This is a genomic window from Noviherbaspirillum saxi (assembly GCF_003591035.1).
In the GTDB taxonomy this organism is placed as follows: domain Bacteria; phylum Pseudomonadota; class Gammaproteobacteria; order Burkholderiales; family Burkholderiaceae_D; genus Noviherbaspirillum; species Noviherbaspirillum saxi.
In genome coordinates, this window is record NZ_QYUO01000001.1 from 1574403 (window position 1) to 1600413 (window position 26011).

At 56.1% G+C, this 26011-nt stretch carries 20 protein-coding genes; 8 read left to right on the plus strand and 12 right to left on the minus strand.

Annotation, left to right across the window (positions count from 1 at the left end; translation table 11 throughout):
- The first annotated feature begins 193 nt into the window (after positions 1–193).
- From D3871_RS30740 to D3871_RS07465, 6 genes are all read left to right on the plus strand, one after another.
- Positions 194–1906, plus strand: coding sequence for a glycoside hydrolase family 16 protein (locus D3871_RS30740; RefSeq protein WP_233575545.1), 1713 nt, complete (start codon positions 194–196; stop codon positions 1904–1906).
- A gap of 834 nt (positions 1907–2740) precedes the next feature.
- The gene (locus tag D3871_RS30745; RefSeq protein ID WP_233575546.1) at positions 2741–3352 is read left to right on the plus strand and encodes a glycoside hydrolase family 16 protein; all 612 of its coding nucleotides are present in this window, start codon (positions 2741–2743) and stop codon (positions 3350–3352) included.
- A gap of 665 nt (positions 3353–4017) precedes the next feature.
- Positions 4018–4956 (plus strand): glycoside hydrolase family 16 protein, encoded by a 939-nt coding sequence (locus tag D3871_RS07450; RefSeq protein WP_119769957.1) that lies wholly within the window; start codon positions 4018–4020, stop codon positions 4954–4956.
- A gap of 572 nt (positions 4957–5528) precedes the next feature.
- Complete coding sequence (locus D3871_RS07455; protein WP_233575547.1) at positions 5529–6659, plus strand: GNAT family N-acetyltransferase; 1131 nt, start codon at positions 5529–5531, stop codon at positions 6657–6659.
- Between the two features lie 148 nt (positions 6660–6807).
- The gene (locus tag D3871_RS07460; protein ID WP_119768317.1) at positions 6808–7938 is read left to right on the plus strand and encodes a glycosyltransferase family 4 protein; all 1131 of its coding nucleotides are present in this window, start codon (positions 6808–6810) and stop codon (positions 7936–7938) included.
- Between the two features lie 51 nt (positions 7939–7989).
- On the plus strand, positions 7990–8886 hold the full coding sequence (locus D3871_RS07465; RefSeq protein ID WP_233575548.1) for a polysaccharide deacetylase family protein: 897 nt from the start codon (positions 7990–7992) through the stop codon (positions 8884–8886).
- Between the two features lie 129 nt (positions 8887–9015).
- On the opposite strand, the gene D3871_RS07470 is transcribed toward D3871_RS07465, so the two are convergent.
- From D3871_RS07470 to D3871_RS31290, 12 genes are all read right to left on the minus strand, one after another.
- On the minus strand, positions 9016–11001 hold the full coding sequence (locus D3871_RS07470; RefSeq protein WP_119768318.1) for an acyltransferase family protein: 1986 nt from the start codon (positions 10999–11001) through the stop codon (positions 9016–9018).
- A 250-nt stretch (positions 11002–11251) separates the two neighbouring features.
- On the minus strand, positions 11252–12019 hold the full coding sequence (locus D3871_RS07475) for a WecB/TagA/CpsF family glycosyltransferase (RefSeq protein WP_233575549.1): 768 nt from the start codon (positions 12017–12019) through the stop codon (positions 11252–11254).
- Entirely contained in the window at positions 12009–13178 is a 1170-nt protein-coding gene (locus D3871_RS07480) for a glycosyltransferase (RefSeq protein ID WP_119768319.1), read from the minus strand. Before D3871_RS07480 ends, D3871_RS07475 begins: the two co-directional genes overlap by 11 nt.
- Before the next feature lie 447 nt (positions 13179–13625).
- Positions 13626–14462 (minus strand): glycosyltransferase family 2 protein, encoded by an 837-nt coding sequence (locus D3871_RS07485; RefSeq protein WP_158597881.1) that lies wholly within the window; start codon positions 14460–14462, stop codon positions 13626–13628.
- Between the two features lie 17 nt (positions 14463–14479).
- Positions 14480–15241 carry a glycosyltransferase family 2 protein gene (locus tag D3871_RS07490; RefSeq protein ID WP_158597882.1) on the minus strand — a complete coding sequence of 254 codons (762 nt, stop codon included), beginning with the start codon at positions 15239–15241 and terminating at the stop codon, positions 14480–14482.
- Positions 15242–15255: 14 nt separating this feature from the next.
- Positions 15256–16494, minus strand: coding sequence for a glycosyltransferase family 4 protein (locus D3871_RS07495; RefSeq protein ID WP_119768322.1), 1239 nt, complete (start codon positions 16492–16494; stop codon positions 15256–15258).
- Positions 16495–16512: 18 nt separating this feature from the next.
- Complete coding sequence (locus D3871_RS07500) at positions 16513–18006, minus strand: oligosaccharide flippase family protein (protein WP_119768323.1); 1494 nt, start codon at positions 18004–18006, stop codon at positions 16513–16515.
- Positions 17993–19429, minus strand: a complete 1437-nt coding sequence (locus tag D3871_RS07505; protein WP_158597883.1) for an O-antigen ligase family protein — start codon at positions 19427–19429, stop codon at positions 17993–17995. The genes D3871_RS07500 and D3871_RS07505 overlap by 14 nt, the downstream gene beginning before the upstream one ends.
- A gap of 265 nt (positions 19430–19694) precedes the next feature.
- Positions 19695–20660, minus strand: coding sequence for a GDP-L-fucose synthase (gene fcl, locus D3871_RS07510; protein ID WP_119768325.1), 966 nt, complete (start codon positions 20658–20660; stop codon positions 19695–19697).
- A gap of 62 nt (positions 20661–20722) precedes the next feature.
- Entirely contained in the window at positions 20723–21835 is a 1113-nt protein-coding gene (gene gmd, locus D3871_RS07515) for a GDP-mannose 4,6-dehydratase (RefSeq protein WP_119769961.1), read from the minus strand.
- Between the two features lie 297 nt (positions 21836–22132).
- Complete coding sequence (locus tag D3871_RS07520; RefSeq protein WP_119768326.1) at positions 22133–23539, minus strand: undecaprenyl-phosphate glucose phosphotransferase; 1407 nt, start codon at positions 23537–23539, stop codon at positions 22133–22135.
- A gap of 15 nt (positions 23540–23554) precedes the next feature.
- Positions 23555–23689, minus strand: coding sequence for a hypothetical protein (locus D3871_RS31290; RefSeq protein WP_274381714.1), 135 nt, complete (start codon positions 23687–23689; stop codon positions 23555–23557).
- Positions 23690–23972: 283 nt separating this feature from the next.
- Here D3871_RS31290 and D3871_RS07525 point away from each other — a divergent pair, with 283 nt between their 5' ends.
- Both D3871_RS07525 and D3871_RS07530 read left to right on the plus strand, forming a co-directional pair.
- The gene (locus D3871_RS07525) at positions 23973–24374 is read left to right on the plus strand and encodes a group II truncated hemoglobin (RefSeq protein WP_119768327.1); all 402 of its coding nucleotides are present in this window, start codon (positions 23973–23975) and stop codon (positions 24372–24374) included.
- 111 nt (positions 24375–24485) lie between these two features.
- Positions 24486–25940 carry a DNA recombination protein RmuC gene (locus tag D3871_RS07530; RefSeq protein ID WP_119768328.1) on the plus strand — a complete coding sequence of 485 codons (1455 nt, stop codon included), beginning with the start codon at positions 24486–24488 and terminating at the stop codon, positions 25938–25940.
- The last annotated feature ends 71 nt before the right edge of the window (positions 25941–26011 follow it).

Genomic DNA, 26011 nt, shown 5'->3' on the forward strand with positions numbered 1-26011 from the left:
TGAGTTTGCTTTAATGGCAATGCCTCCTGGCGGCTTAGTTAGCTCAATGTAGGAATTACCTCCTGCATTTTTACATCCTGATACAGCTCTAAAAATTTCAAAGTTTCCTGGAACCATTTCCGAAGGGAAATGCTCTGAAGAAAGCCTTGTTGCCTGCAAGCACGAGCTTAGCCTACTTCAGAAGGAAACCATCTTGTCTAATCTGCCAATTCAACGTTATTCCGTATCAGCGCTCTCGTGCGCAGCTGCTGCCGTTCTTCTCGCCGCCTGTGGCGGGTCCGGCGATTCCCCAATCGATGCAAGCACCAGTTCAAGCGGTACGAGCATCATGCTCCCCGAAACCACGGTCAGCGCAACTACCTGGACAAAATGCGCGGAAGAGTGGGGCACTTGTTCCTTCTCGGGTACGCGCCAGGTTCGTTATGGCTTGTCCGGCAAGTACGCGACACGCAGTGCAACCGGTTCCATCGCATGTAACAACAATGTTTTCGGCGATCCTTATCCAGGCGCCGACAAGATCTGTGAATACGCGACGACGACACCGGCACCGGCACCGGCTCCAGCACCTGCGCCTGCGCCGGCTCCAACCCCAGCCCCTGCACCCGCACCCGCGCCGGCTCCGACCACTACAACGTGGACACGTTGTGCGGCTGAGTACGGTACCTGTAACTTCAGCGGTACCAAGCAGGTTCGCTATGGATTGAATGGCAAGTGGGCGACACGTACCGCCACTGGCTCGATCGGCTGCAACAATAATGTGTTCGGTGATCCTAATCCGGGCGCAAACAAGGTATGCGACGTGGCAACGACGGTTACCACGCCAGCGCCGGCACCTGCACCAGCACCAGCACCTGCACCAGCACCGGCTCCAGCACCGGCTCCAACACCAGCCCCTGCGCCCGCGCCGGCTCCTGCACCTGCCACGACCTGGACGCGTTGCGCTTCCGAGTATGGTACTTGCACCTTCACCGGCACCAAGCAGGTTCGCTATGGCTTGAATGACAAGTGGGCCACACGCACGGCGACCGGTTCGATCGGCTGCAACAATAATGTGTTCGGCGACCCGAATCCCGGCGCCAACAAGGTATGCGATGTGGCTTCCACCACGACGACCACGCCTTCGCCAGCACCGGCACCGGCACCGGCACCGTCGCCTACTCCCGCGCCTGCACCAGCTCCAGCGCCTGCACCTGCACCGACTACCATGTCGCCTTATGGTCAGGATGCAAACGCCTACACGCTGACATTCAGCGAGGAATTCAACAGCTTCAACACCAATCTGTGGAACGACTACATCTGGTATGAGACTTCCAATCCGACCAAGAACTACACGGTCGAAGACGGCAAGCTGAAGATCTGGCCGCAGCGTGATGCATCCGGCAATTTCTTCAACCGCACCATCGACACCGACGGCAAGTATTACCAGACCTACGGCTACTTCGAGATCGAAGCCAAGCTGCCGGTTGGTAAAGGTACATGGCCTGCGTTCTGGTTGTTCAACCATATCGGTTCGCGTCGCCCGGAGATGGACGTGATGGAAGCGTATGCAGGCGGTGCAGCACCCTGGGGTTTCAACGTCAACGGCGTTGCGCACCCGCAGGCATATGCGCCTACCGTATGGAAGGGTGACTACGACGGTCAGTTGGTCGGTTCGCGTCAGTACGATACCGGCATGGATCTGTCGGCAGGCTTCCACAAATATGCTGTACGTTGGGAACCGAACAAGCAAGTCTATTACTTCGATGGCAAGGAAGTACTGACGCTGAACGTATCCATGGGCGACCCGATGTATCTGATGCTGGATCTGTGGTTCGGCAGTGCATCCGGCACACCTGACAATTCGACACCGCAGGGCAAGTCGAACTCGTATGAAGTGAATTATGTCCGCGCATGGAAATTCAAGTAATGCGGAGTTGATACTGCCGCGTCATCGACAGCGTTCTTCTTGCATACACAAGAAACAATAAGCGATGCAGTTGATGCGGCAGTAGCAAAACATGCTGTTCATGCATGACAGCGAGCGGTAAAAAAAAGAAAGGCCGGCAAAACATGCCGGCCTTTTTGTTGGAACGACAAACATATAGCGCCTTAGATGACATCTCGTCTGCCAAAAGCGACGGTTTCCGCAGTTCCCCGCCAACTCGTCACCGGACATAAGAACTTGCAAAGACAATTTGGCACGTCTTTCCCGAAAGTTTCCACAAGGACCACTGGTTTGTGGGCTGTCTGCCAACAAATGCATTAATAAAACATTCATTCTCGCAAAAAAATTCGAGTTTTTTGATGAACGCCGGAACCATTTTCTGAACAGCAAGCTCTGAACATGCACTTGCTGATGCGAATTATTGGCTACCATCAACCAGACGAAAAAGGAATCTGAATGTTTAAATCCTCCCTACATCGACTCACAATTTCCACGCTGTGTTGCGCCTGCGCAACTGTTCTCCTGGCCGCATGCGGTGGCGGCGGTGGCGGCGAAGCAACTTCTGCCGATTCCTCATTGCTTGCATCCGGTGGCCAAGTTCAAACCAATGTCCCGCCGGTTGAAACAACTGCAACCCCTGTTACGCCTACCCCTCCAGCGACAACTGACACATCAAGCCCTCCTGCTTCCATTCCTGAGCCTACTCAACCAGCTGCCGCCGAGTCCAAGACTCCATTCGGCCAGCCTGCCAGCGCCTATAGCTTGACGTTCTCGGAAGAGTTCGACACCTATAACAGCAGCCTTTGGAATGACCGTATGTGGTATGAGACTTCCAATCCGACCAAGAACTACACGGTCGAAGATGGCAAGCTGAAGATTTGGCCGCAGCGTGATGCATCGGGCAAGTTCTTCAACCGCACCATCGACACTGACGGCAACTACTACCAGACTTATGGCTACTTCGAGATCGAAGCCAAGCTGCCGGTCGGTAAAGGTACATGGCCTGCGTTTTGGTTGTTCAACCACATCAACGAACGCCGTCCGGAGATGGACGTGATGGAAGCGTATGCAGGCGGTGCAGCGCCCTGGGGCGTCAATATCGATGGCGTCGCGCATCCGACTGCGTATGCGCCGACCGTCTGGAAGGGCGACAAGGAAGGGCAATTGGTCGGCTCGCGCCAGTACGACACCGGTACAGACCTGTCTGCCGGCTACCACAAGTATGCAGTGAAGTGGGAACCGAACAAGCAGACGTACTACTTCGACGGCAAGGAAGTGCTGACGCTGAACGTGTCCATGGGCGACCCGATGTATCTGATGCTGGACCTGTGGTACGGCAGCGCCTCCGGCACACCGGACGATTCGACACCGCAAGGCAAGTCGAACTCGTTTGAAGTGAATTACGTGCGTGCATGGAAGTTCAAATAATCGTGATTGATAAGAGCATGTGACGCAAAGGAAGGACCTTGCGTTTTGTGGGGCCGGCTTGATAGCCGGCCCTTTTTTTCATGCGCTCCAAAAAACGCTCGTACTAAGGCGCCGCGCAGGAATAACTTGCACAATTTTGCTGGCCATAGCGGGCGCGCTGCGGCGTTGCTCGTCGTCGCCATAGCCCGCTATGACTCCTCCTCCCGCCTTGCAGCGCATCCCACCACGTCCGCCAAATTGCACAAGTTATTCCTGCGCGGCGCCTAAGGCGAACTTGCTCATCGACTAAGTCGCTACGCATGTGCTGTTGTTTATATGCAGCCAATAGACGTTTCCGACACGAAAAATAAATGCTGATTCTTGACAATTTCCTGGAACCAATCCAGAAGACGCGTGCTCTGATGAAACGTTGCCGCTGAGAATTCACAGTGCGCCATTCACCTGATTGGAGACCCAATATGCAAAATTCCGCTTTTTATCGTAATTCTATTTCTGCTCTATCATGCGCTTGCGCTGCTGTTCTTCTCACCGCATGCGGCGGTGGCGGTTCGGGCGAAACCATCTCTGGTCAAACTTCGGTAGCTGCCGAATCCGTCCAAGGCACCAACACGACGCCAGCATCCGTTGAACAAACAGCGACCGTCGATTCAGAGTCCACTACCAGCATGAGCGCGACAACGACAGTCAGCGCTGGCACGGAAGCAAACGACGCCGCCGACACGACGGTGGCATCTGCAGACACTACTGCGTCGACTGCGACGCCGACGCCGACACAACCCACCGTGTCGACGCCGACGCCGACGCCGACCACGGCAACTACGAACACAGCTTCAACAGGCACTGCGGGAAGCACCACAACGCCTGCAAACAGCAATACAAGCACGGCGACCACCGCCGCGGTGTCGGGACCTTATGGTCAGCCGACAGCCAACTATACGCTGACCTTCTCCGAAGAGTTCAACAGCCTCAACACCAACCTGTGGACCGATCACATGTGGTATGAGACTTCCAATCCGACCAAGAACTACACGGTCGAAGATGGCAAGCTGAAGATCTGGCCGCAGCGTGATGCATCGGGCAATTTCTTCAACCGTACTCTGGATACCGACGGCAACTATTACCAGACCTATGGTTACTTCGAAATCGAAGCCAAGCTGCCGGTCGGTAAAGGTACATGGCCTGCGTTCTGGCTGTTCAACCACATCAACGAACGCCGTCCGGAGATGGACGTGATGGAAGCGTATGCAGGCGGTGCAGCGCCCTGGGGCGTCAATATCGATGGCGTCGCGCATCCGACTGCGTATGCGCCGACCGTCTGGAAGGGCGACAAGGAAGGGCAATTGGTCGGCTCGCGCCAGTACGACACCGGTACAGACCTGTCTGCCGGCTACCACAAGTATGCAGTGAAGTGGGAACCGAACAAGCAGACGTACTACTTCGACGGCAAGGAAGTGCTGACGCTGAACGTGTCCATGGGCGACCCGATGTATCTGATGCTGGACCTGTGGTACGGCAGCGCCTCCGGCACACCGGACGATTCGACACCGCAAGGCAAGTCGAACTCGTTTGAAGTGAATTACGTGCGTGCCTGGCAGTTCAAGTAAGCAAGGGCAGCAAACACACTATAAATCGCAGGCGAGTCCTGCATAATGATCGAACGCTTCCGGGCTCCATCCGGAAACAGTTAGGGCCGGCTGAATAGCTGGCCCTTTTTTTATATGCAATTTTGTTTGCAAGAATGCGTCGTGTCGCGGTCTCGACGATTCTGATGCAGAACCATCGCTGTGCTTTATCGATTTGTGCTGCGGATGCAGAATCGATAAATAAGATTGGGTTTACTCAAACAGACCGTCTACTCTTTGGGAATACATGCGTCGCATGTAGTGTCGAAAAGCGGAACGGTGTGCTTGCCATAAGGGCTTTGTCCGGTCGATCGCTTTGTGGTCTGCCTCTTGCTAGATGAGTACATGCAAGCGGCATGATGCCAAGACAAAGAACGATCGCATCGCGCACATTCGACCAGGCAAGAAAGAAAACCAGCCAGCGAAGGAGGAGAACTCATGAACGATCTTTCAAAAGGACCCACCTGTGCGGTAAATATTTCATAGACAAGTCATACACGCGATAGAAGACCCTGCGTACAGTTCATCTCATTAATAATGGTGCAAGGTAAATTATGACGGTCATGACCGGTAAAAACATCAGCATCGCATGCTATGACAATGAGGTGCCGCCGTTTGTTGAGGCGGAGATGGATAGCCTCTATGGGAACATTTTTTCTTCTCTTGTCGAATTCCGTGTGTATGGCTGGGTAATGGGTACGACCAGTACTTATGTCGTACATGCGGATGGACAGATCATCACGCTGCTGCTGTTCAAGCGCGAGCAAGGCATGGTACGGGTACTCAACGAGACCATATGCGTCGGCTCAGCCGACATGCAGCGCTTCGCTGATTTCATCTTCAAGCGTTACCGCGACGTGCAGGCGATCTCGTTCAAGGCAATCGAGACGGATATCGGAAACGTCGACTTCCCTTATCAACGCTTCAATCATCTTGAAGATATCACCCTGAGTCTGCCGTCTTCGGCCGAAGCATATCTAGCTGGCCTTGGCAAGAACACGCGGCGCAACATCAAACGCTACACCGATCGTCTTATACGCACATTTCCGTCGTGCCGGTTTGAAGTGTTTGAAGGCGCGGGCATCCGCGAAGAGCATGTTCGCACGCTGATCGAGTTCAATCGCGAGCGCATGGCGGACAAGAACATTGTGTCCGTCATCGATGAAGAAGAAACCCGACGCATCATCTGTCTGGTGCGTTCCTGCGGACTGGTAGGCATTGTCACAATCGACGGACGCATTGCCGCTGGTGCATTGAGTTATCGTGCAGGATCGAATTATTTCCTCAATGTGCTGGCGCATGCACCATGCTATGACGAATACTGGCTTGGCTTCTTGTGCTGCTATCGGACCATTTGCGAATGCATCGCACGGAGAGGACGCGAGTTCCATTTCCTGTGGGGCCGGTATGAATACAAGTTCGCATTGGGGGCGGTTCAGCGCGACCTGGACAATGTCACGGTATACCGCTCCTGGGTGCAGGTCGTACGTCACGTCAACCTGGCATGGCATGAAGCAAGGCAAGGCTATGCGCGACAGGCGAAAGTCTGGCTCAAGTACAGCAATACCGGCACGTCACGTCGCATGCTCAGACTGGTAGGACACATACGCGACGCCAAGAGGGCGATGCAGCACGTAACCCGTGGAAGGAAGTCGGCGATGCTGCAATCGACATCCGATCATTGACGGTTTTCATCAGTTCACGAAGGAAACATTTGCATACGGTCCCGCGGTTGGGCGAGTGACCGTTACTCCCGCTTTGGGCACGACGATATTTGCTTCGTTTCATGATTTAGCTCAGTGGCTGTATCCGTGCAAACACTAAGATTAGCCCATGATAAAACTTGCCGTCATTACGAACGAGCCGCCGCCATATCGGATTCCGGTATTCAACCGCATTGCGCGTATGCCTGGCATTACACTGCAGGTGATTTTTTGCGCACGACGAGAACCGAATCGCCATTGGGATCTGCCGGCCTTCGAGTTCGATCATTGCTTCCTGCGTGAACGGATTACGACCGTTAACGGCAGATATATTCATAACAATCCGGATGTGATCCCGGCATTGCGGCGCTTTGCGCCCAATGTGATCGTGTCGGATGGATTGAACCCGACGCAGTTGTATGCATTCGGCTATGCATTGTTCAAAGGCATCCCGCATGTGCCGCTAACCGATGGCACTTATGAATCGGAAAGCGGCCTCAGCAAGGTACACAAACTGATTCGCAGCGTGGTGTATGGCCGTTCCAAGGCTTACCTCTCCGCCAGCATGGGCGGGCAGCGCCTGTTCGAGAGCTACGGCGTCACGGCCGAGCAATGCTTCAAGTCTTATCTGTGCATCGATAACGATGTGTATCAACGGAGCCCCGAGCATGAAGGCGATAAGTTCGATCTGATCTTTTGCGGCCGCATGGTGTCTGAAAAAGGACCTATGTTTGCATTGGACGTGGCCGAGGAACTCTCCCGAAAGCTGGGCCGTAAGGCGAGCATCCTGTTCGTCGGTTCCGGCAGCGAAGAAGAGCGCGTCAAATCGGCGGCACAGGGTAAGCAGAGCCGCGTGGCCGCCTATTTCCACGGCTTTGCCAAGCAGGGGGAATTGCCTGCGCTATATCGTTCGGCCCGCGTCTTCCTGTTTCCGACCCATGCCGATGTGTGGGGTGTTGTTGCCAACGAAGCCTGTGCCGCCGGGCTGCCTGTCATCGTTACGCCTTACGCGGGAGCTGCCGGAGAACTGGTTGTCAACGGCGAAAACGGCTTTGTCGCCGAGCTTGATGTGGGCACATGGGCACAGCATGCGACTACGTTGCTGTCGGATCAACGGAGGTGGGAAAACTTTTCGCGACGCAGCCTTACCCTGGTAAGGGAATATAGCTTCGATAATGCTGCGATCGGCGTCGTCGACGCATGTCGCTATGCGCTGTCGTCCGGCGAATCGCGCAAGGAAAACCGTGCGATCAGTTCCTGATCAAAACCAATAATCGGATGAGGCAGCTTGCCGTTGCCTTGAGGATCCGAAATGGAGTTGCCTATGGCCGCAGTGCTTTCTTCAAGTCGTCTGTACCGGTCGAACGAGGTGTCGACTGGCGAATGGAACAACGAGCATGACAAGCAGCCAAAGGCAAAGGATGAAATTCGATTGGAGTCTATGATGGACCCTTTGTTTACGTGCTCTATCGACGACGGTCATCCGTCGGATATGAAAACGGCCGAACTGCTGCAGAAACATGACCTGAGTGGGACCTTCTTTGTCCCTATCCGCAATTGCGAAGGCGATGAAGTTCTGTCGGATGAAAAAATCCGCGAGCTGGGCCGCAGGTTTGAGATCGGATCGCATACTTACGATCATCGTTACCTAAAGAAGGTCGACATTTGGCAGGCCTACCATCAGATCAATGACGGGAAAAAATATCTCGAGGATGTACTTGGAAAGCAGGTTAACGGCTTCTGCTATCCCGGTGGGCGATATCGCAAGCGCGATGTGGAACTGGTACACGCATGCGGATTTACCTACGCGCGCACGACCATGAATCTATGCTTCGATGCTGGCAATCGTCCTTACGAAATGCCTACCACCGTGCAATTCTATCCGCATGACCGCGCTGTCTATCTGCGCAACTTTGCCGGATCGGGCAATTGGCTCAGGCGTGCGAACGGCCTTCAGTTAGCCATTCAAAACGGTGACTGGATGCGCCGGATGTATGCGATGTTCGATCATGCCGCGCGTACCGGAGGCACTTTCCACCTGTGGGGACATTCCAAGCAGTTCGACGAACTCGATGCCTGGAAGCAGCTCGACGCATTCTTTGCACATGTCGCATGTCAGATCGCAACGCAGAATCGCCTGACCAATGAAGAGCTTGCGGCCCGCTCCTTATGGACGCCTGAATCGGCTCGTGTGGCGAAACCTGCTTGATTCATTGCCTGCGTTGCACTCGTCGTCAATAGCTCGCTATTGGCTCCTCCTGCGCCTTGCCAGTCGAAAAAATCCATTGATTTCATTTGTTACGTTATGGATTAGGATTGGTATAAGGCAATCCTCTTGTCAGTCCCTGTGCCAGATTGGCATGCTCTTCATTTGCTGGCAACAGAGCCCCGGACCGGCAAGCGGATTTCCGACACGTATCAGATACTGATCGCCCAGTAGCTTGGACGCCTTGGCATTGATGTGATTGGCGTCCTTGTAGAGCGCGACTTTGCCCAGGTAGGTTATGCATTCGGTGCTCGTGCACAGAATCTTCTTGGGATCGATCACGACGGTTTTCGGATATTTTTCCTGTACCCGATCGATGATGCCGTCGATCGATTCCTGGCTTTGCCTGACGAAGGAAAACGGGATATTGCAGTTGCGGTCAGCCGGTATCCAGCCGCGGGTCCGGTGGAGAATGCATTGCGACAGGTCCGGTTCAAAGTAAGGGTTGTCCTTGAAGATGACTGGGATCGCGCCAGCCTCCGCAACCTTGCCGGTGACGAACATCATTTCCTTTTCAAGATCGCGCCACGGCTCAGATGCCCAGAACCCGGCCATGACGACATACTGGACTTTGCCCGCCAGTTCCAGCAAGTCGGCATTGCGTTGCTGGCAAGTGGAAGGCCCCTGTTCCGGATGCTTGTCCGTTGCCTGCAGCGCAGTGGGAAAGCAGGCGCCCTGCACGTGATATACCGCCTTGAGACCGGCGGCCTTCGACAACTGATCCACGAAGGGTTTGAAGTGATGGGCATGCGAGTCGCCCATCAGCAATACTTCCGCCTTTGCCTGCGAGGTATCGCCCAAGGCGCAATTTGTCAGCAGATAATCCATCGTGATCTTGCGGTAGTCCTCGGCGCGAACCGAGCAGGACCGGGTGAGGTCGCGTTCAAAGGAGTAGCTCGAAATCAGCTCGCGCATCGCTTGCGAAAAGCGTAGCGGCGCACCTTCGGTGACGTAGGAGTACAGCCCGACTGCCATGAACGCAGCGGCCGGCAGCAAATACATCCGGACGAATGCACGCTTGAACTGGATCCTTTTGTTGCGCCGAATCGGGCTTTCGACGAATTTCCATGTCAGCCATGACAACAGGAAGGACAGCGCAATTGCGGCAACGCCGACCGCCGGGGTGATCTCGATACGGCGATAACGTAAAAAGGAAAAAATCGGCCAATGCCACAGATAAAGTGAATAGGAAATTAGGCCGATCGCAACGAATGGTCTGCTGCTCAACGCAGGTTTGAGCGCATTGTCTCCGGTGCAGGCATAGATGATCAGTGCCGTGCCAATGCAGGGATACAGCGAATTGATGCCGGGGAAGGAGGAGCCCTTTCCTAGCACGAAGAGCGACCCAAGTATCAGCGTCGTCCCCGCGACTGCGAATACATTGGCTAAGGCTGGCGAACGCGTAGGATATTTTTGCGCGACGAAATACGCAAGCGCGCCGATGATCAGTTCATGCGCACGTGAAGTCAGAAGGAAATACGATTTGATTTGATCCGTCTTCAGTTCGGAAAAGAGCGCGAAGACACTTCCGAGCACCAGCAGGACAGCAATAATGTACTGGCGCGCGTAGCGGTAAAGCACAATGAGCAGAACCGGAAAAAAAAAGTAGAACTGTTCTTCCACCGATAGCGACCAGGTATGCAGCAAGGGGAATTCTTCGGTTCGTTGTCCGAAGTAACCCCAGCTCAGCATCGAAAAAAAAACATTCGATACAAAGACCCAGGAAGCCGCCAGCGACGTGGTATAAAAAATATAGTCGTTCGGGATCAGCAGGTAGCTTGACACGACGAGTGTTGTCGCGGCCACCAGGATAAAGGAGGGAAAAATGCGCTTGATCCTGCGTGTGTAAAACTCGGTGAAACTGAAGCTTCCGGTATCGAGGCCTTTTGCAATCAGGCCGGTAATAAGAAAGCCCGAAATCACGAAAAATATGTCGACCCCGACAAAGCCGCCGGGCAGTAGCGCAGAGCTTGCATGAAACGTAATGACGGCGAGCACCGCGACCGCGCGCAAGCCATCGATGTCGGGGCGATATGCTGGATGAAGGGCAGGGTTCATCGTGGTATCGATAGCCTAAGGTGGATGGCACCAGGGTTGCCGGCCTAGAGCAGAGCATACGAACATTGGCTGGATCCGGGATTAAATTTCTTATAATGATTGCATCGCGTCATGTTGACGATTTGATATGAAATAAGAGAGTGGCTGGACCTGGCCTAAAGCGTGGTCTTAATGCAAGCGTGGGAGGCTATAAAATTGGCGCGGGGAATGACAACTCAGTATCATTCCCCGCGGCATGAGCTACCTGGATTCAGGCGTCGCGCAGAGGAAGTTTCGTCATGACGAATTGGCGCAGGAAACCCACAACGAACAGTGTGTTGGTCACCATATAGCGCTTGAATAGCCGGCGCGGTTCCGAGCCGAGGCGGTATAGCCATTCCAGGCCATTACGCTGCCACCAGATCGGAGCACGCTTGATCACGCCGGCATGGTAATCGAATGCAGCACCGACACCAATCATCACTGCGTTGATGCGTCCGCGATGGTCGGCCATCCACTTTTCCTGCTTGGGGCAACCCAGACCGACGAACACGACATTGGCGCCGGAGTTGTTGATCATGTCGATAATTTTTTCATCTTCCTCAAGTGACAGGGGGCGAAACGGTGGCGAATAGGCGCCGCCTATACGCAGGCCGGGGAACTGTTTTGCCAGAGCGAGGCGCAGTTTGGTCAGGGTCCCGTCAGTGCTGCCATAGAAGAACACGGTCTGACCCAGCGGTTCGGCTTGCGCGAGATATCGCATCATAAGGTCTGGGCCGTTGATGCGTTCCTGAGCAGGATGGCCGAGTTTGCGCAGCGCCCACGCGATCGGTGCGCCGTCCGGGGTCGCCATATCTGCATTGTTCACTGCGATCTTGAATTCGACATCACTCGTTGTGGTGACCACGGAATGAACATTGCAAATACATACGTAACGCGACTCGTGCGCCGCTCCCCAGCGGGTTATCCGGCCTACGGCTTCCTCCCATGATACGGCGTCAATGAAGGCTTCCAGGACGGCTTGGCCCTTACGCGGCATCGCGTTCTCTTCGAAGTGTGGAAATTGCATCTTCATATATATCCATCAGCATTTCATAATTGCGTTCAGGCGTGTACAGCGCCTCATATTCCGCACGGGCAGCCTGACCCATGCGCTTCATTTGCTCAGGATGCGCAGCCGCCCATGCCATCTTTTCGGCAAGGTCGGCGGCATCACCCGGATTGAACAAAAGTCCTGTCTCGCCATCGCGCACGATGTCGATCAATGCGCCCAGACGGCTTGCGATCACAGGCAATCCGCAGGAGAAGGCTTCGACGATCGTGCGCGGCGAGTTCTCATAGCAGATGCTTGGCAGCACCAGATACTGGGCGCTGCCCATGCGATTCATGATGTCTTCCAGCGGACGGAAGCCGAGGCAGCGCTCGCCGAAGGCTGCACGCGCCAGCGGTTCGAGTGGTCCGCTGCCGATAACCTCGACTGCAATCCCCGGCATGCGGCGTACGGCATCCGCGAGAACGTCGAGTCCTTTTTCGGATGACAATCTGCCTACGTACATGCCGCCGTTGCGTGCGCGCCAGCCCGGGACAGCCGCGGAAGCGACGAAATTTGGCTTGATGCGGAAACGACTGGCCGGAAGACCGCCTTCCACATACTTGGAACGTGCAAATTCATTGAGGGCGATGTAACGGGTGACCCGGTCGCGGTAAGTGCCGATGACACGATGAGTGGTCAGCATGCCGGTGACCACGGCCGATTGCACGGCGGATTCACGGTAGCATTTTCGGGTTACCGATCGCCATGGCACTTTGCCGATGCAGTCTTCGCACACCTTTCCTTCGCGCAGAAAGATCGCCTGCGGACAAAGCAGACGGAAGTTGTGCAGCGTCTGTACGACTGGCACGCGTCGTTTTGCGGCGGCCCAGTACAGTGAAGGCGAAATCAGCGGGAAGGTATTGTGCACATGGATCACGTCAGGCTGGAAGCGTTCGCATAAGGCATCGATGTCGCCAGTGGATCGGTGCGACCAGATCGTCGTCGCCGCTGCCAATGCACGCGGCATGGAATTGAGTGCATCGTTATGCTGCTGGTAGATCTCCACCTGGTGGCCATAGCCGCGCAGCAGCGCGACTTCCGCATCGACGACAGCGTCTTCTCCGCCGCGATGCTGATAGGCATTGTGCGCAACCAGGATCTTCATTGTCTTCCTCCATCGGCCAAACGCGAATTCAGTTTCCTGAATGCTGCTGCGTCGATCCGGTTATTCTTTAGTTCATTCATGTGTGCTTGTTTTTGTCTTTGTCTACTTAAGCTTAGTCGCATTAGTTTGTGCAAGACTTTCACAATGCCGACAGCTGCTGATAAACCTCATACTTGTCGACAGTGCGTATTTTCGAGATCGTCAAGCTCTCCTAAGCCTCGTCAAAGATTTCCCTGATGCAGTTATTTTGAATCGGACATCGAACGCTGCTCCGCGAAAAATCAAACGAACGCTTATTTCCGCCCGACTCATTTGTAACTTTCTTTAATCTGTAACTAATACGTCACACCCTTTATCGCGGATTCAACCGGTATCGTCGATACGACAGACAGCAGTAACCGTGCCCATCATGGGCAGCGGATACTGCTGTGAAGGTCAAGAGAGGGGTCAGGAGTGCCGACGGCGCCAGCCAAGCATGCCGTCGATGCGGCCCATCATGGTGTCATAGCCGAGCGCCAGTTCGGCGCCGAACGAGCCTTTGAGCAGCGGACGAAGGAGCGGGGCCACGAGTCCGCGCAGGATTACCCAGGCAGGCAGATGATGTTTGGCATAGAGTGCGCCGGTGCCGCGTGCACGATGACGGACTGCGGTGCGGGTCTGGCGATTGGCTTGCGGCTTGTGCGGGTTGACAGCATGGTGGACTTCACCCAACGGTTCGTAGGTGAAGTGTGCGCCGCCGCGCAACGCCCGCATGGCGAAGTCGGTTTCTTCCCCGGCGCCGAACCATTGGCCGACGCCCAGCCGGCTATCGAATCCGCCGATTTCTTTGAACAGGGCGCGATTGCAAAAAAGAGTGATCGAACTGACAGGAATATCGCGAAATGCCCGTGACCGTTCCCAGGACAGGTCGGCCGCCGACAGCGGCTGCTCATCCTGCTCGACCCAGCGCACGATAATGCCGTCCGGCTCATCCACTGCGGCAAAGCGTGTGGCGAGACGATCCAGAAGACGCGGCGAATACCAGCAGTCATCATCCGGAAAGCCTATCCATTTGCCGGTGGCGGCTTCAATGCCGACATTGCGGGCAGCCGCCAGATTGGCCGGATGATGCCGCAGGTGGCGCACCGAGATGCCGAGGTAACGGGCACGGTCCAGGTGCGGCAGCAGGCGGTCATCATCGTTCTGGTCGACGACGATGACTTCAAAATTGCTGTAGGTTTGCGCGGCCAGCGATTCGAACAGACGGGCCAGTTCGTCGGTGCGGCCGACGGTAGCAAGGATCAAGGATATTTCCGGTGTTCTCATGCATTCCCCTTGGCATGGATGACGCGCTGGCGACGTACGAAGTAACGGGCGTAATGAGCAAGACGTTCGACCGGATTCTTACTGGCATAGGCGAGCCTTACCCGAAAGTCTTCCGTCATTGCGGCAAGACGGGTGCGCGACGAACTTGACAGGCTGCCTTCATGTTCGCGAAAAGCCGCCAGAGGCTCGTCCAGTTGCACCGGGTCGGCAAGCTTTGCGAGCTTCAGCCACAGGTCGTAATCCATTGCATATTTCAGGTCGGTCGAGAATCCGCCGGCGCGCAGCATGAGTTCGCGTCTGACAAAGGTCGCCGGATGGGGAATAAAGTTGCCGCGCAAGAGCTGGTGATAGCTGAAACGTGGCGCGATATAGCCATCCGGGTAGAGTTTTCCGTCAAGCAAGGTCATGGTGCGGCCGAACAGCCATTGGCGGCCGGTCTCTTCCAGATGACGTGCAACGCGCGACAATACATCCGGTCGCAGGTAATAATCGTCGGAATGGATATAGGCGATCACATCGCCGGTGGCTACGCGCAGACCTTCGTTCATTGCGCGACTGACGCCGCCACGCACGTTTTCGAGCAGCTGATAAGGGCGGTCAAGCGCGCGGATCTGCTCCAGAGTGCCATCGGTGGAGCCGCCATCGACGAAAATGTATTCGATATCGGGATGGTCCTGGGCGAGTAACGAGGCGATCGACTCTTGCAGGTAAGTTGCGCTATTCCAGGTACAGGTAATGACAGAAAAAGTAAGCGCCATGGGGGCAGGGCCTTTCAACTGGTGGAGCTGATGGGATGACGGGATGGCTGCTGGTAAATTTCCAGCAATTGCTGCGCTGCGCTGTCGGCACATCCCAGGCCTTCCAGCGCATATCCGTATCGCGTTGACGGGTCGAAGCCGATCAGGTCGGCGACCAGGGATTCCATGTCTTCATGCAGCCGCAGCTGACCCGGTTCGGCGACATAGCGAGCCAGTTCTGGTGTACCGCCGCGCCGCAGGGCAAACGTCGGCTTGCCAAGGAATAAGCCTTCCAGCACCGTTGTCGCGCAGGGTTCTTCCCAGACCGAAGGGACCACAACCGCGTTCGCGGACGCCGCCAGTTTCAGCGTCTGCTCCGGTGAGCACCAACCCAGGAAGCGAATCTGGCTGCTCTCGAACTCCGCACGCAGACGGGGCTCGTCCGGACCATCGCCGGCGATGGTGACTTGCATATGGGCCGGTAGTCTCGGTGCAAGGGCCTTCAGGAACGGCTCAACGCCCTTGGCCGGATACACCTTCGCCGCAAGAAACACCTGGAACGTTCCTGTCGCAGGGGACGGTTCAGATGCCTGACGGATGGTTTCGAGCTTGGCGCGATCGACGAAATTGTGGACCGTGACACCCCATTCGCCGGGTCCGAGCGTACGCGTCAGATTGTGGCGCAACATCTCGGACACGAATACGGTCTTGTGCGCATGGAAGCTTTCCGCAACCTCCTTGCGATAACGTATGACGGCAGCGGTCGACACCGCGCGCTGAATCATGTTCGGATGATCGGCAATGCATTGTGCGCAAACGGACGGATCCTGCGTGCTGCAGGCTTCGCCGTTGCGAAAGCGCGTGTGCTTGAAACAGTCGCTGCCCTGGTCATGCCGCGTTTGCACGAAATTGAGGTCGGCTGGCAGGAATTTCGCAAGATTCGGAATATGCCCGTGGTAATGGATCACGTCATATTGCCGGGCACGGCGCATGATGAGGCGGGCAAAGTTCTTTGCGATCGCGGTGCGCTTGAGCGGCATGAACACGCCGAAACTGATTTCTTTCCAGCCGGCGTGCTGGCCGCTCAGCTCGCCGAAGAAGTTGCCGCCGAATTCGCCTTCCTCGCCGCATACGTCGATAGGATGATCGGTATTGCCCATCAGATCGACCTGATGGCCGGCGCGAACCAATGCTCGCGCAAGATTGAGCACATGCTTGGCAAGGCCGCCCATGTTCGGGTAGGGAATGTCTTCACTGACAAGAAGGATGCGCATGATGCAGGTCTCGAAATCTCAGAATCGGAAGCGCCGCGCCATCGACAACATGGCGGCACGCTCGTCGACGCTGACGATGAAAAACAGGCCGGCCACGCCAAGCGTCACCAGAGCGGCCGAAACGATCGCGATGGTGCTGACCAGGCCGCCGGGAACCAGCCACTTCAATGGCACCAGTACGCAAATGATTGCCGCGCCGATGCCAAGGCTGCGGCCAAACCCGCTGCGCAGGCTATCCAGGAAGGTGATCGGCACTGTGCGGCCATGGACAAACAGCAAGAAGCCAAGGCCCAGCAACAGAGAGGACAGCAGGTGACCCGTTGCCGCGCCGATGATGCCGCCTGTCATCGTGCCGATATACACCATGGCGACGCCGGAGACGCCATTGGCCAGCGCAAAGCGTCCGGTGATGCGCGGATGTCCGAGCGCATCGTTGACCATCGACGGCACATTGGTCAATGAGTCGACCAGCAGCGCCAGTGTCATCAGCACCAGTACCGGATAGCCCAGGGACACGAATTCTTCTCCCACCCAGCGTCGCAGGAATTCGTCTCCGGCCAGCACGATCACGCCGAGCGCCGCCAGATTGATGTAGGTGACGTAGCGCGTCACGCCTAGATAAACCGGACGCAACTCATTGATGCGGCCGGCGCCGGCCAGTGCCGAGGCGCGGGGGTAAATAACGCTGGACAGCCGGTAGGTCAGGCCGAGTATGCGGCCGGCCAGCGTCACCGGAACGGTATAAAAAGTCAGCGCCACCGGACCGGCAAGGGCGCCGACGATCAGCTTGTCGGCATGCTGGTGCAGAGTCGATGCAATCTTGCTCAGGTAGGCGTAAGCGCTGAACGAGGTGAGGGCGGAGCGTACATCCTGGCGCGGCCAGCGCGGCGACAGCATGAGATCGAAGCTGCGTATCAGCCAGATCAGATAAAGCACGTTGAGTGCGGACACACAGACCCGCGCGACAATCACGCCGACCACGCCCGTGCCGGCGAGCGCAGCGGCCACCGATGCCAGATTGACCAGGATGCCGAAAAATGCTTCGCTCTGGGCGGAACGGTCATAGCGCTGCAAGGCCTGAGGGACGACCATCAGATAGTTCTGGGCTTGCGTCAATGCAAAGCCAAGCCCGGCCAGCTGGAACGCCATGATGGTCTGCTCGCGCATCTCCGGCGATACTTCAAAGAAGCGCGCCACCAGCATATCTGCGACAAAAAAGATGCCGAAAGCGCCCAAAAGGCCAAGGCAGCCATAGAACAGAATACCGAACCAGAAAGTTTCCGCGAAGCGTTCGCGGTCATCGGCCGCATGATGCTCCGCCAGGTACTTGATCGACCCGGCGCTCAGATTGATATCGAGCACTCCGAAGTAACCGATGATCGAGCCGACCAGGGTGACGATGCCGAAGCCTTCCACGCCCAGCGCACCGATCAGCAGCGGCACGGTGGCCAGTGCTACCACCATCGGAATGGCGGAGCCGCTGAGATTCCAGAGGGAGTTACGCAACAGCATAATGGGCCTGTACTTGATAGCTGGGAGCCTGATAGCGCTGCAGGCCTACGGCGATGAAGGGCATTGCCAGGCTCAGTCCCATCAGCAGCATGGTGCGGAATTCAATAATCGGAGTACCGATCAGGAGCGTGGGAATCCAGAATAGGAACCCGGCAAAACCCGCATCGGCGACGAGTCGCGCGTTGCCGGCCAAAGAATGTCTGTGTCGGAGGTAAAACATGACATAGGTGACCAGCATGCCTAGGAACAACGCAAGCCCGACAAACCCGGTCTTCAGGATCATATGTCCGAAACCGCTGTGGACGAAGCCGAAGTCGTCGCCGTGGTAAGAAAGCAGTTCCCGGTCGCCGCTGAAGGTGCCCCAGGTGCCGCGGCCAAACAACCAGTGTCCTTCCATGCTCTGCGCAGCTGCATACAGTTCGTAGAAGCGATTGTCCTTGATGCCCCCGCGCGACGGCGCAATGTCATAGAACAGGGACTGCAGGATGCCGCCGTCATTGACGGTACTGAACTGCAGGCGATGCTGGAAGAAAACCGAAGCGACGGCGGCCAGCAAGGCCGCTGCAATCAACGCGAAGAAAAACTTGCGCTGGCCTGGCAGGCGCAGGAACAGGAATACGAACATCAATCCCAGGCCGATCAGGGAAGAACGGCGGAACGAGAGCGCCACGGCTGCGACTTCGAGACATAGCACGCCGAGCAGAAAAACCTTCGTGAAGATATTGAGCTTCACCTTCGGTGAAGCCAGCAGCCATGCAGCACAGAACGCTGCCAATGCCGCAACAAAGTTATCGCTGATATCAAAGAAGAAAATCTTGATGTTGAGGCCTTCGAAGTTGCGGTAGGGATTCGCGGTATCGCCATCGAACAAGAAATAACGGACGCCGCCAAAGGCTCCGCGTACGACAGCGATGGCGAGAATCATGAACAGCAGCCTGGTCATGTCGCGGTCGCTCTCGAATGCGCTGATGATCAGGAACATAAACATCAGCATGTTTAGCACATTGATGAATCCGCTCTGGCCGAGAATGACGTCGAGATCGATTCCGAGGAGGAGCCCGGCGACGACGTGGCCTGCCAGCAAAAAGGCAAAGGCACCGAAGTACTTCGCCATGGGCGGAGCCATGCGCGGGCCATAGGGATTGGCAAGCCGCTTGATCAGCAAGGCAGCGCCCGCGGTGAACAGAATCAGATTCAACAGCGAGAAGTAGAAGAGACCGACGCCGCGCGAATAAATGTTGCCGCCTTGGGAACGCAGCTCGCCCCATGTCGAATCCGAAAAGCTGAACAGAATACCGATGAATCCGAGCACGACCCATTTGGGCGCCTTGATGACGAAGCCGACGATGATCGGGATCACGAACAAGGCGGCGATCAGGTTCGTCAGCACTTCGGAAGGTGTAAGCAGGTCAGGTGTAATCATTGCTATGCTCGATGATAGGAAGCCTTGCGACCCTCGGGAAGGACCGACGCGAATTAAACCGGCAGGGGCCGGCGACATGGCTAAAGGCTTGTGTCGGCTGGTCGGAAGACCGTGTGCGCCGTTCCGGATGTTCCGCGACTTCGCTGCTGCTGTTTTTCCGTTGTCGCGCTGCGGATGCAGTCGTCCGCAGCGCTTGCGTTGTGTCCATCAGTGTGGCCGCTCTTCGCTATTGCGATCGGTAGCAGCCGTTGGATGAGCATGATATCTATCGTTTGTACTCTGCCTGAAAGTGTTCATATGTTTCCTTGATGCCTTCTCCGAGCCGCATGCCGGGGCGCCATCCCAATGCGGTCAGCTTTGCCGTATTCATCAACTTGCGCGGCGTGCCGTCCGGCTTGCTGGTGTCGAACTCGATATCGCCTTTAAAGCCGATAGCCTTTCTTATGACTTCGGCAACTTCACGTATTGTGACGTCTTCGCCCGTACCTACATTGATGTGCGACAACATCGGTGTGGTGTGTTTTTCATAGGTGGCACGGTCGAGTTCCATTATGTGCACGCAGGCCTCGGCCATGTCGTCTACATACAGAAATTCGCGGCGCGGCGTGCCGGTGCCCCAGATCACGACCTTGTCCGCGCCACTAAGTTTTGCTTCATGGAAGCGACGGATCAATGCAGGGATGACGTGGCTGTTTTCGGGGTGATAGTTATCGCCGGGACCGTAGAGGTTGGTCGGCATGACACTGCGGTAATCCGTGCCGTACTGGCGGTTATAGCTTTCGCACATCTTGATGCCGGCAATCTTGGCTATCGCATAAGGTTCGTTGGTGGGCTCAAGCGTGCCGTTCATCAGGTATTCTTCGCGAATCGGCTGTTCGGCCAGGCGCGGGTAGATGCATGATGAACCGAGGAACAGCAGGCGCTTCACGCCAGCGCGATAGGCTTCGTGGATTACATTCGCCTGTACCATCATGTTGTCGTAAATAAATTCTGCAGGATAGGTATTGTTGGCATGGATGCCGCCGACGCGCGCAGCCGCCAGATACACTTCGTCGATCTGGTTTTCCGCGAAGAAAGCGCGCACCTGGGCCTGGTCGGTCAGCTCAAGTTCAGAATGTGTACGGGTGAGGATGTCGGTGTAATCGCTTTTGCGCAATGTGCGCACGATGGCGGAACCGACGAGTCCGCGATGGCCGGCGACATAAATACGTTTTTGTAGATTGGTTGTCATGTGCTTCCTTTTGAGGGCTAATCCCGATCGCCATTCCGGTTGCGAGCCAGTGCAGCGGTCAGTCAAACGTTGTACGCATGCGATGCATGGTCGTGCTGCTGGAAGAAATGGTCTTTCCCCGCCGATTCGAGATCGGCCCTGACCATTTCCCTTACCAGTTCTTCGAAGGAAACCTTGGGTTTCCATCCCAATTTCTCTCTTGCCTTGCTGGCGTCGCCGAGCATGCAATCAACTTCCAGCGGGCGGAAATAGCGCGGGTCGATACGCACAATCACCTGGCCGACTGCCACGCCCGCATGACCGCCGGTCTCCACTATCGTCGCGGTTTCTCCCACGCCTTCGCCATCCCACTGCAGGCGCATGCCGAGCTCTGCGGCGACCGCATTGACGAAGTCGCGCACACTGTGGTCGACGCCGGTGGCGATCACAAAGTCTTCCGGTTTTTCCTGCTGCAGCATGCACCACTGCATTTCGACATAGTCGCGTGCATGGCCCCAGTCACGGCGCGCATTCAGGTTGCCCAGGTAAATACAGTCCTGATGTCCAAGCACGATGCGTGCAAGGCCGCGTGTAATCTTGCGGGTGACAAAGGTTTCGCCGCGCAGCGGTGATTCGTGATTGAACAAAATCCCGTTGCAGGCATACATGCCATAGGCTTCACGATAGTTGACGGTGATCCAGTGCGCGTACAGCTTGGCTATCGCATAGGGGCTGCGGGGCAGGAAAGGCGTGCTTTCCGATGCTGGAATCTGTTGGACTTCACCGTACATCTCGGACGTCGAGGCCTGATAAAAGCGGGTTTTCTTTTCGAGACCAAGCCGGCGCAGCGTTTCGAGGATACGCAAGGGACCGAGCGCATCGGAATTGGCGGTGTACTCCGGTTCTTCAAACGACACGGCGACATGGCTTTGCGCCGCAAGGTTGTAGATTTCATCCGGTTGCGTCTCCTGGATAATGCGCAGCAGCGAAGTCGAATCCGTCATATCGCCGTGATACAGGATGAAACGGCGCTCTTCTTCCTGCGGCCCCTGATACAGGTGGTCGATACGTTCGGTATTGAATTTGGAGGTGCGGCGCTTGATGCCGTGCACGATATAGCCCTTGCCGAGCAGGAACTCGGCAAGATAGGCGCCGTCCTGACCGCTGACACCTGTGATCAGCGCCACCTTGCGCACGGGCTCGGACCGCGCGGGCACCAGATGGTCCGGTACTTGGGGACTGGTGGTCATTGTTATTTCCTTTTTCTTCATGATCTAACCTGCTAAGGCTGCTGCTCCTGCGGACGGGGCCTGCGTTGCGGCGAACCGTCGCGCAAGTACAGGGTGGTGGAGAGCGGATGAATCGTTACGATCGGAGCGCGTGGTGTTCGGCATGTATGATTTTTTGCTTACGGTTAATGTGTGATGCGCTGCTGAAGTCGACGCCGTTTGCTTCTGCCTTCATCGAGATGGCCCGGTTGGGACGCCGTGGTGTCAATACGCGTTCTTTCCCGTCCATCCCTTGAATGCGGTCCAGATGATGATGCGCACGTCCATCCACAGCGACCAGTGCTGGATGTAATGCAGATCGAACTCCACCCGGCGCGCCATCTTGTCGACCGTATCGGTTTCACCGCGGTGGCCGTGGATTTGCGCCCATCCTGTGATGCCCGGCTTGACGCGATGGCGCAGCATGTAGGTCTCGAGCAGATCCTTGTACATTTCGTTGTGCTGCAGTGCGTGCGGCCGAGGCCCGACCACCGACATATCTCCCAGCACCACGTTGATGAACTGCGGCAGTTCGTCGAGGCTGGTGCGACGCAGGAAGGCGCCGATCGGCGTAATCCGCGGATCGTGCTTGGTGGCTTGCGTCACGACGTTCTGCTCCTGATGTATCTTCATCGAGCGGAACTTGTACACATTGAATTCCCGTCCGTTCAGTCCCAGCCGGGGCTGGCGGAACAGCACGGGACCGGGCGAGCTCCGCTTGATCAGGATGGCGATGACGATGAACAGCGGCATCAGCAGGAATAGCGCGACGATGGCGAAGGTACGATCGAACAGATCCTTCACGATGCCGTTGACACCGCTCGAGATCGGCTGGTTGAGATCGACGACCGGAAGGCCGAGGAAGTTGCCCATCTTGTTACCCAGCATTTGCAGCCCAAGAATGTCGGGTACCCAGCGAATATCGACCAGTGTATTGCGCAATTGGTACTGCAATTCCTGCAGGCGCGGCGAAGCCATCAGCGGCAGCGTGATCCAGATTTCATGGATGTGATTCGCCACGACGAACTGATGAATTTGCTCGGTGCTGTTGATACGCGCAATTGATGAATCGAGAATCTTGTCGGCATCTTCGGGATCGGCGCATACGGCTTTGACGTCATAACCGGTCCAGTCCTGCTGCAAGGCGCGACGATGCATCTCGCGGCCGGTACTGCCGTAGCCGACGATCACCACCCGCTTGTTGTTCAAGCCCTTGGTACGCAGATAACGCAGTACGTAGTAGACGGCGAACCTGAACGCGATCAGCGACGTCATCCCGCATGCATACCAGTAGAACATCCAGAGCCGCGAGACGTTGCCCACATGGTGTACAAGGAAGCTGAAGAACAGGCCGATCAACAGCACCACACCCCATGCTGCGCCCATTCGCATGAACATGTCGGGCAGCGAGCGTCCGCGCCATGAGGTATACAGTTCAAACTTAGGAAACAACAGAAATGCGAGCGCACTGCAGAAATGCAGCAGCACCGTATGGATAGGAGGCGTGTCTGCAAGTGGAATATGGAAATGAATCAGGCCCGCAATGCCGCCTGCAAGTTCGAGAACGAGTACGTCCATCAGTCGCATGGACAATTCCAACCGGGAAGAATTGGTGATGATTAAATCTCGCATGGTGTTTCTACCAGGTTAGTCAATGACACCAATCTCAGCGGTCGATGAACCATTGCGGTATGCTTTGCTTTTGCCGCAGGACATCGCACCGAGATGCTTTTCGTTCGGAAAAACCTTGTGCAAAATGTTTCTTGAAAGATGCGTTTTCACGTCACTTTCCACGTCACTTTCGTATTACCTTTCAGGCAATAGTAGTCATTAAACTAGAGGGGAATTTGCTAAGTAGGCTTTGCTTGCGAAGCCTCAAAGGGCCGGTTGCCGCGCGTCAAACTTGCTGTTGCGAAGTATCAAAAACGCACAACAACTGCTTAAAAAATAAGCAAAATTTCCGTGGGGAAGCGTCTGTTTTTCGACATAAAAACCGTCGTCGAGACGGCCCGGGCAATGCGATTTCAATTCCTGACAGACATCCTGATGCGCTATCATTTGCTCCATGACTACTGAAGAAAAGCAACAGCCATCCGCATTCGAGTTGATCGGCGGAGCCGAAAAAATCCGTGAACTGGTGGATCGTTTTTACGACTTGATGGAGTTGGAACCGGAATTCGCGCTGATCCGCGGATTGCATCCGACCCCGCTGGACGGATCGCGCGACAAGCTGTACTGGTTTCTGTGCGGATGGACCGGCGGACCAGATATGTACATCGAGCGTTTCGGCCATCCGCGTCTGCGCGCCCGTCATCTTCCGTATGCGATTGCTTCATCCGAGCGCGACCAATGGCTGCGTTGCATGGCCTGGGCGATGCAGGATGTTGGTATGGAAGCGACGATGCAGGAGAGGTTGATGCATTCCTTCTATCAAACCGCCGACTGGATGCGCAACAAGGCGGGCTGACCTGTTTTCATTTGCCTGTTTGTTGATTCCCTTTGCTACTGTTGGGCCGCGCCGCGGCCCGTATGATTGTCCGCAGGCTCCATTGCCCCTTAATTGCCGGGGAATATATCCATGACCTTGACCGAATTGATCCTGCTCGTCGCCATGTCAGCCATCCTGGTGCTGCAACTGGCAATCCTGTTTCGCGCACGAGGCAACAATGGGGCTTTGCAACTGGAGAAGATGCAGTCCGAATTGCAGCGCCACCAGCAGCAGACGGCGGAGCGCATCGAGCGCGAACTGCGCAACGAGGTGCAGGGCAGTGCGCAGGCTGCACGTCAGGAATTGAGCGGCAATTTCACCCAGTTCCAGCAGGGCTTGCTGGCGCATTTGACAAATGTCGCACGCTTGCAGAACAACCAGATCGACAGTTTTGCGCAGCAGTTGGCCAAACTCAACGAAGCCAATGCACAACAGCTGGAAGCCATGCGTCATGCAATCACGGTGCAGGCACATGCCGCGCGTGAAGAACAAGCCCTGTCGCTCAAGCGCTTTGGCGATACGTTCAATCAAGGCCTGGCTCAACTGACCGAATCGAATGCGCAGCGCATGGCCGAGGTGCGTGCAACTCTAGAAGCCAAAATGCGCGAGCTGCAAACGGACAACGGCGCGCGCCTTGAAGAAATGCGCAGGACAGTGGACGAGAAATTGCACGCCACGCTGGAACAACGGCTCGGCGACTCGTTCAAGATCGTGTCGGACCGGCTCGAAAAAGTGCATCAGGGCCTGGGCGAAATGCAGCAGCTTGCCATTGGCGTCGGCGACCTGAAACGCGTGCTGACCAATGTAAAGACGCGCGGCACCTGGGGTGAAGTGCAGCTTGAAATGCTGCTGGAACAGGTGCTCACTCCTGACCAGTATGGAAAGAACGTGGAAACCATCCCCGGCACAGGAGAGCGGGTGGAGTTTGCGATTCGCCTTCCAGGGCAGCAAGACGCGGCGCATCCGGTATGGATGCCGATCGATGCCAAATTTCCCAAGGAGCAGTACGAACGCCTGGCCGAAGCAGCCGAGCATGCCGATGCCGAAGGCGTGGCCATCGCCGGGCGCGAACTGGAGCGCACGATCCGGGTCGAGGCAAAAACCATTGCCGAGAAATACCTGTCGCCGCCGCTGACGACGGATTTTGCGATTCTTTTCCTGCCGACCGAAGGTCTGTATGCCGAAGTGATGCGCCGTCCCGGTCTGGCCGATGAGTTGCAGCGTGTGTGCCGGATCACGATTGCCGGGCCATCCACGCTGTCGGCTTTGCTGAACAGCCTGCAGATGGGATTCAGGACGCTGGCGCTGGAAAAACGGTCGTCCGAAGTGTGGCAGGTACTGGGCGCGGTCAAGACCGAATTCGGCAAGTTCGGCGATGTGCTGGCAGCGACCAAGACAACGCTGGAGCGAGCCGCCAAAAACATCGAGCAGGCAGAAACCCGGACCCGCCAGATGTCGCGCAAGCTCAAATCCGTCGAAGCGCTGCCTTCCGACGCCGCGCATATACTGCTCGGCACAACGGCACACGACTTGGCGGAAGAATAGATATCCAAAGCCTGGCAGAGGAGCGCTTTCGCGAAGGCAGCGCTAAACAGCAAGATTGCGGAACAATCTGT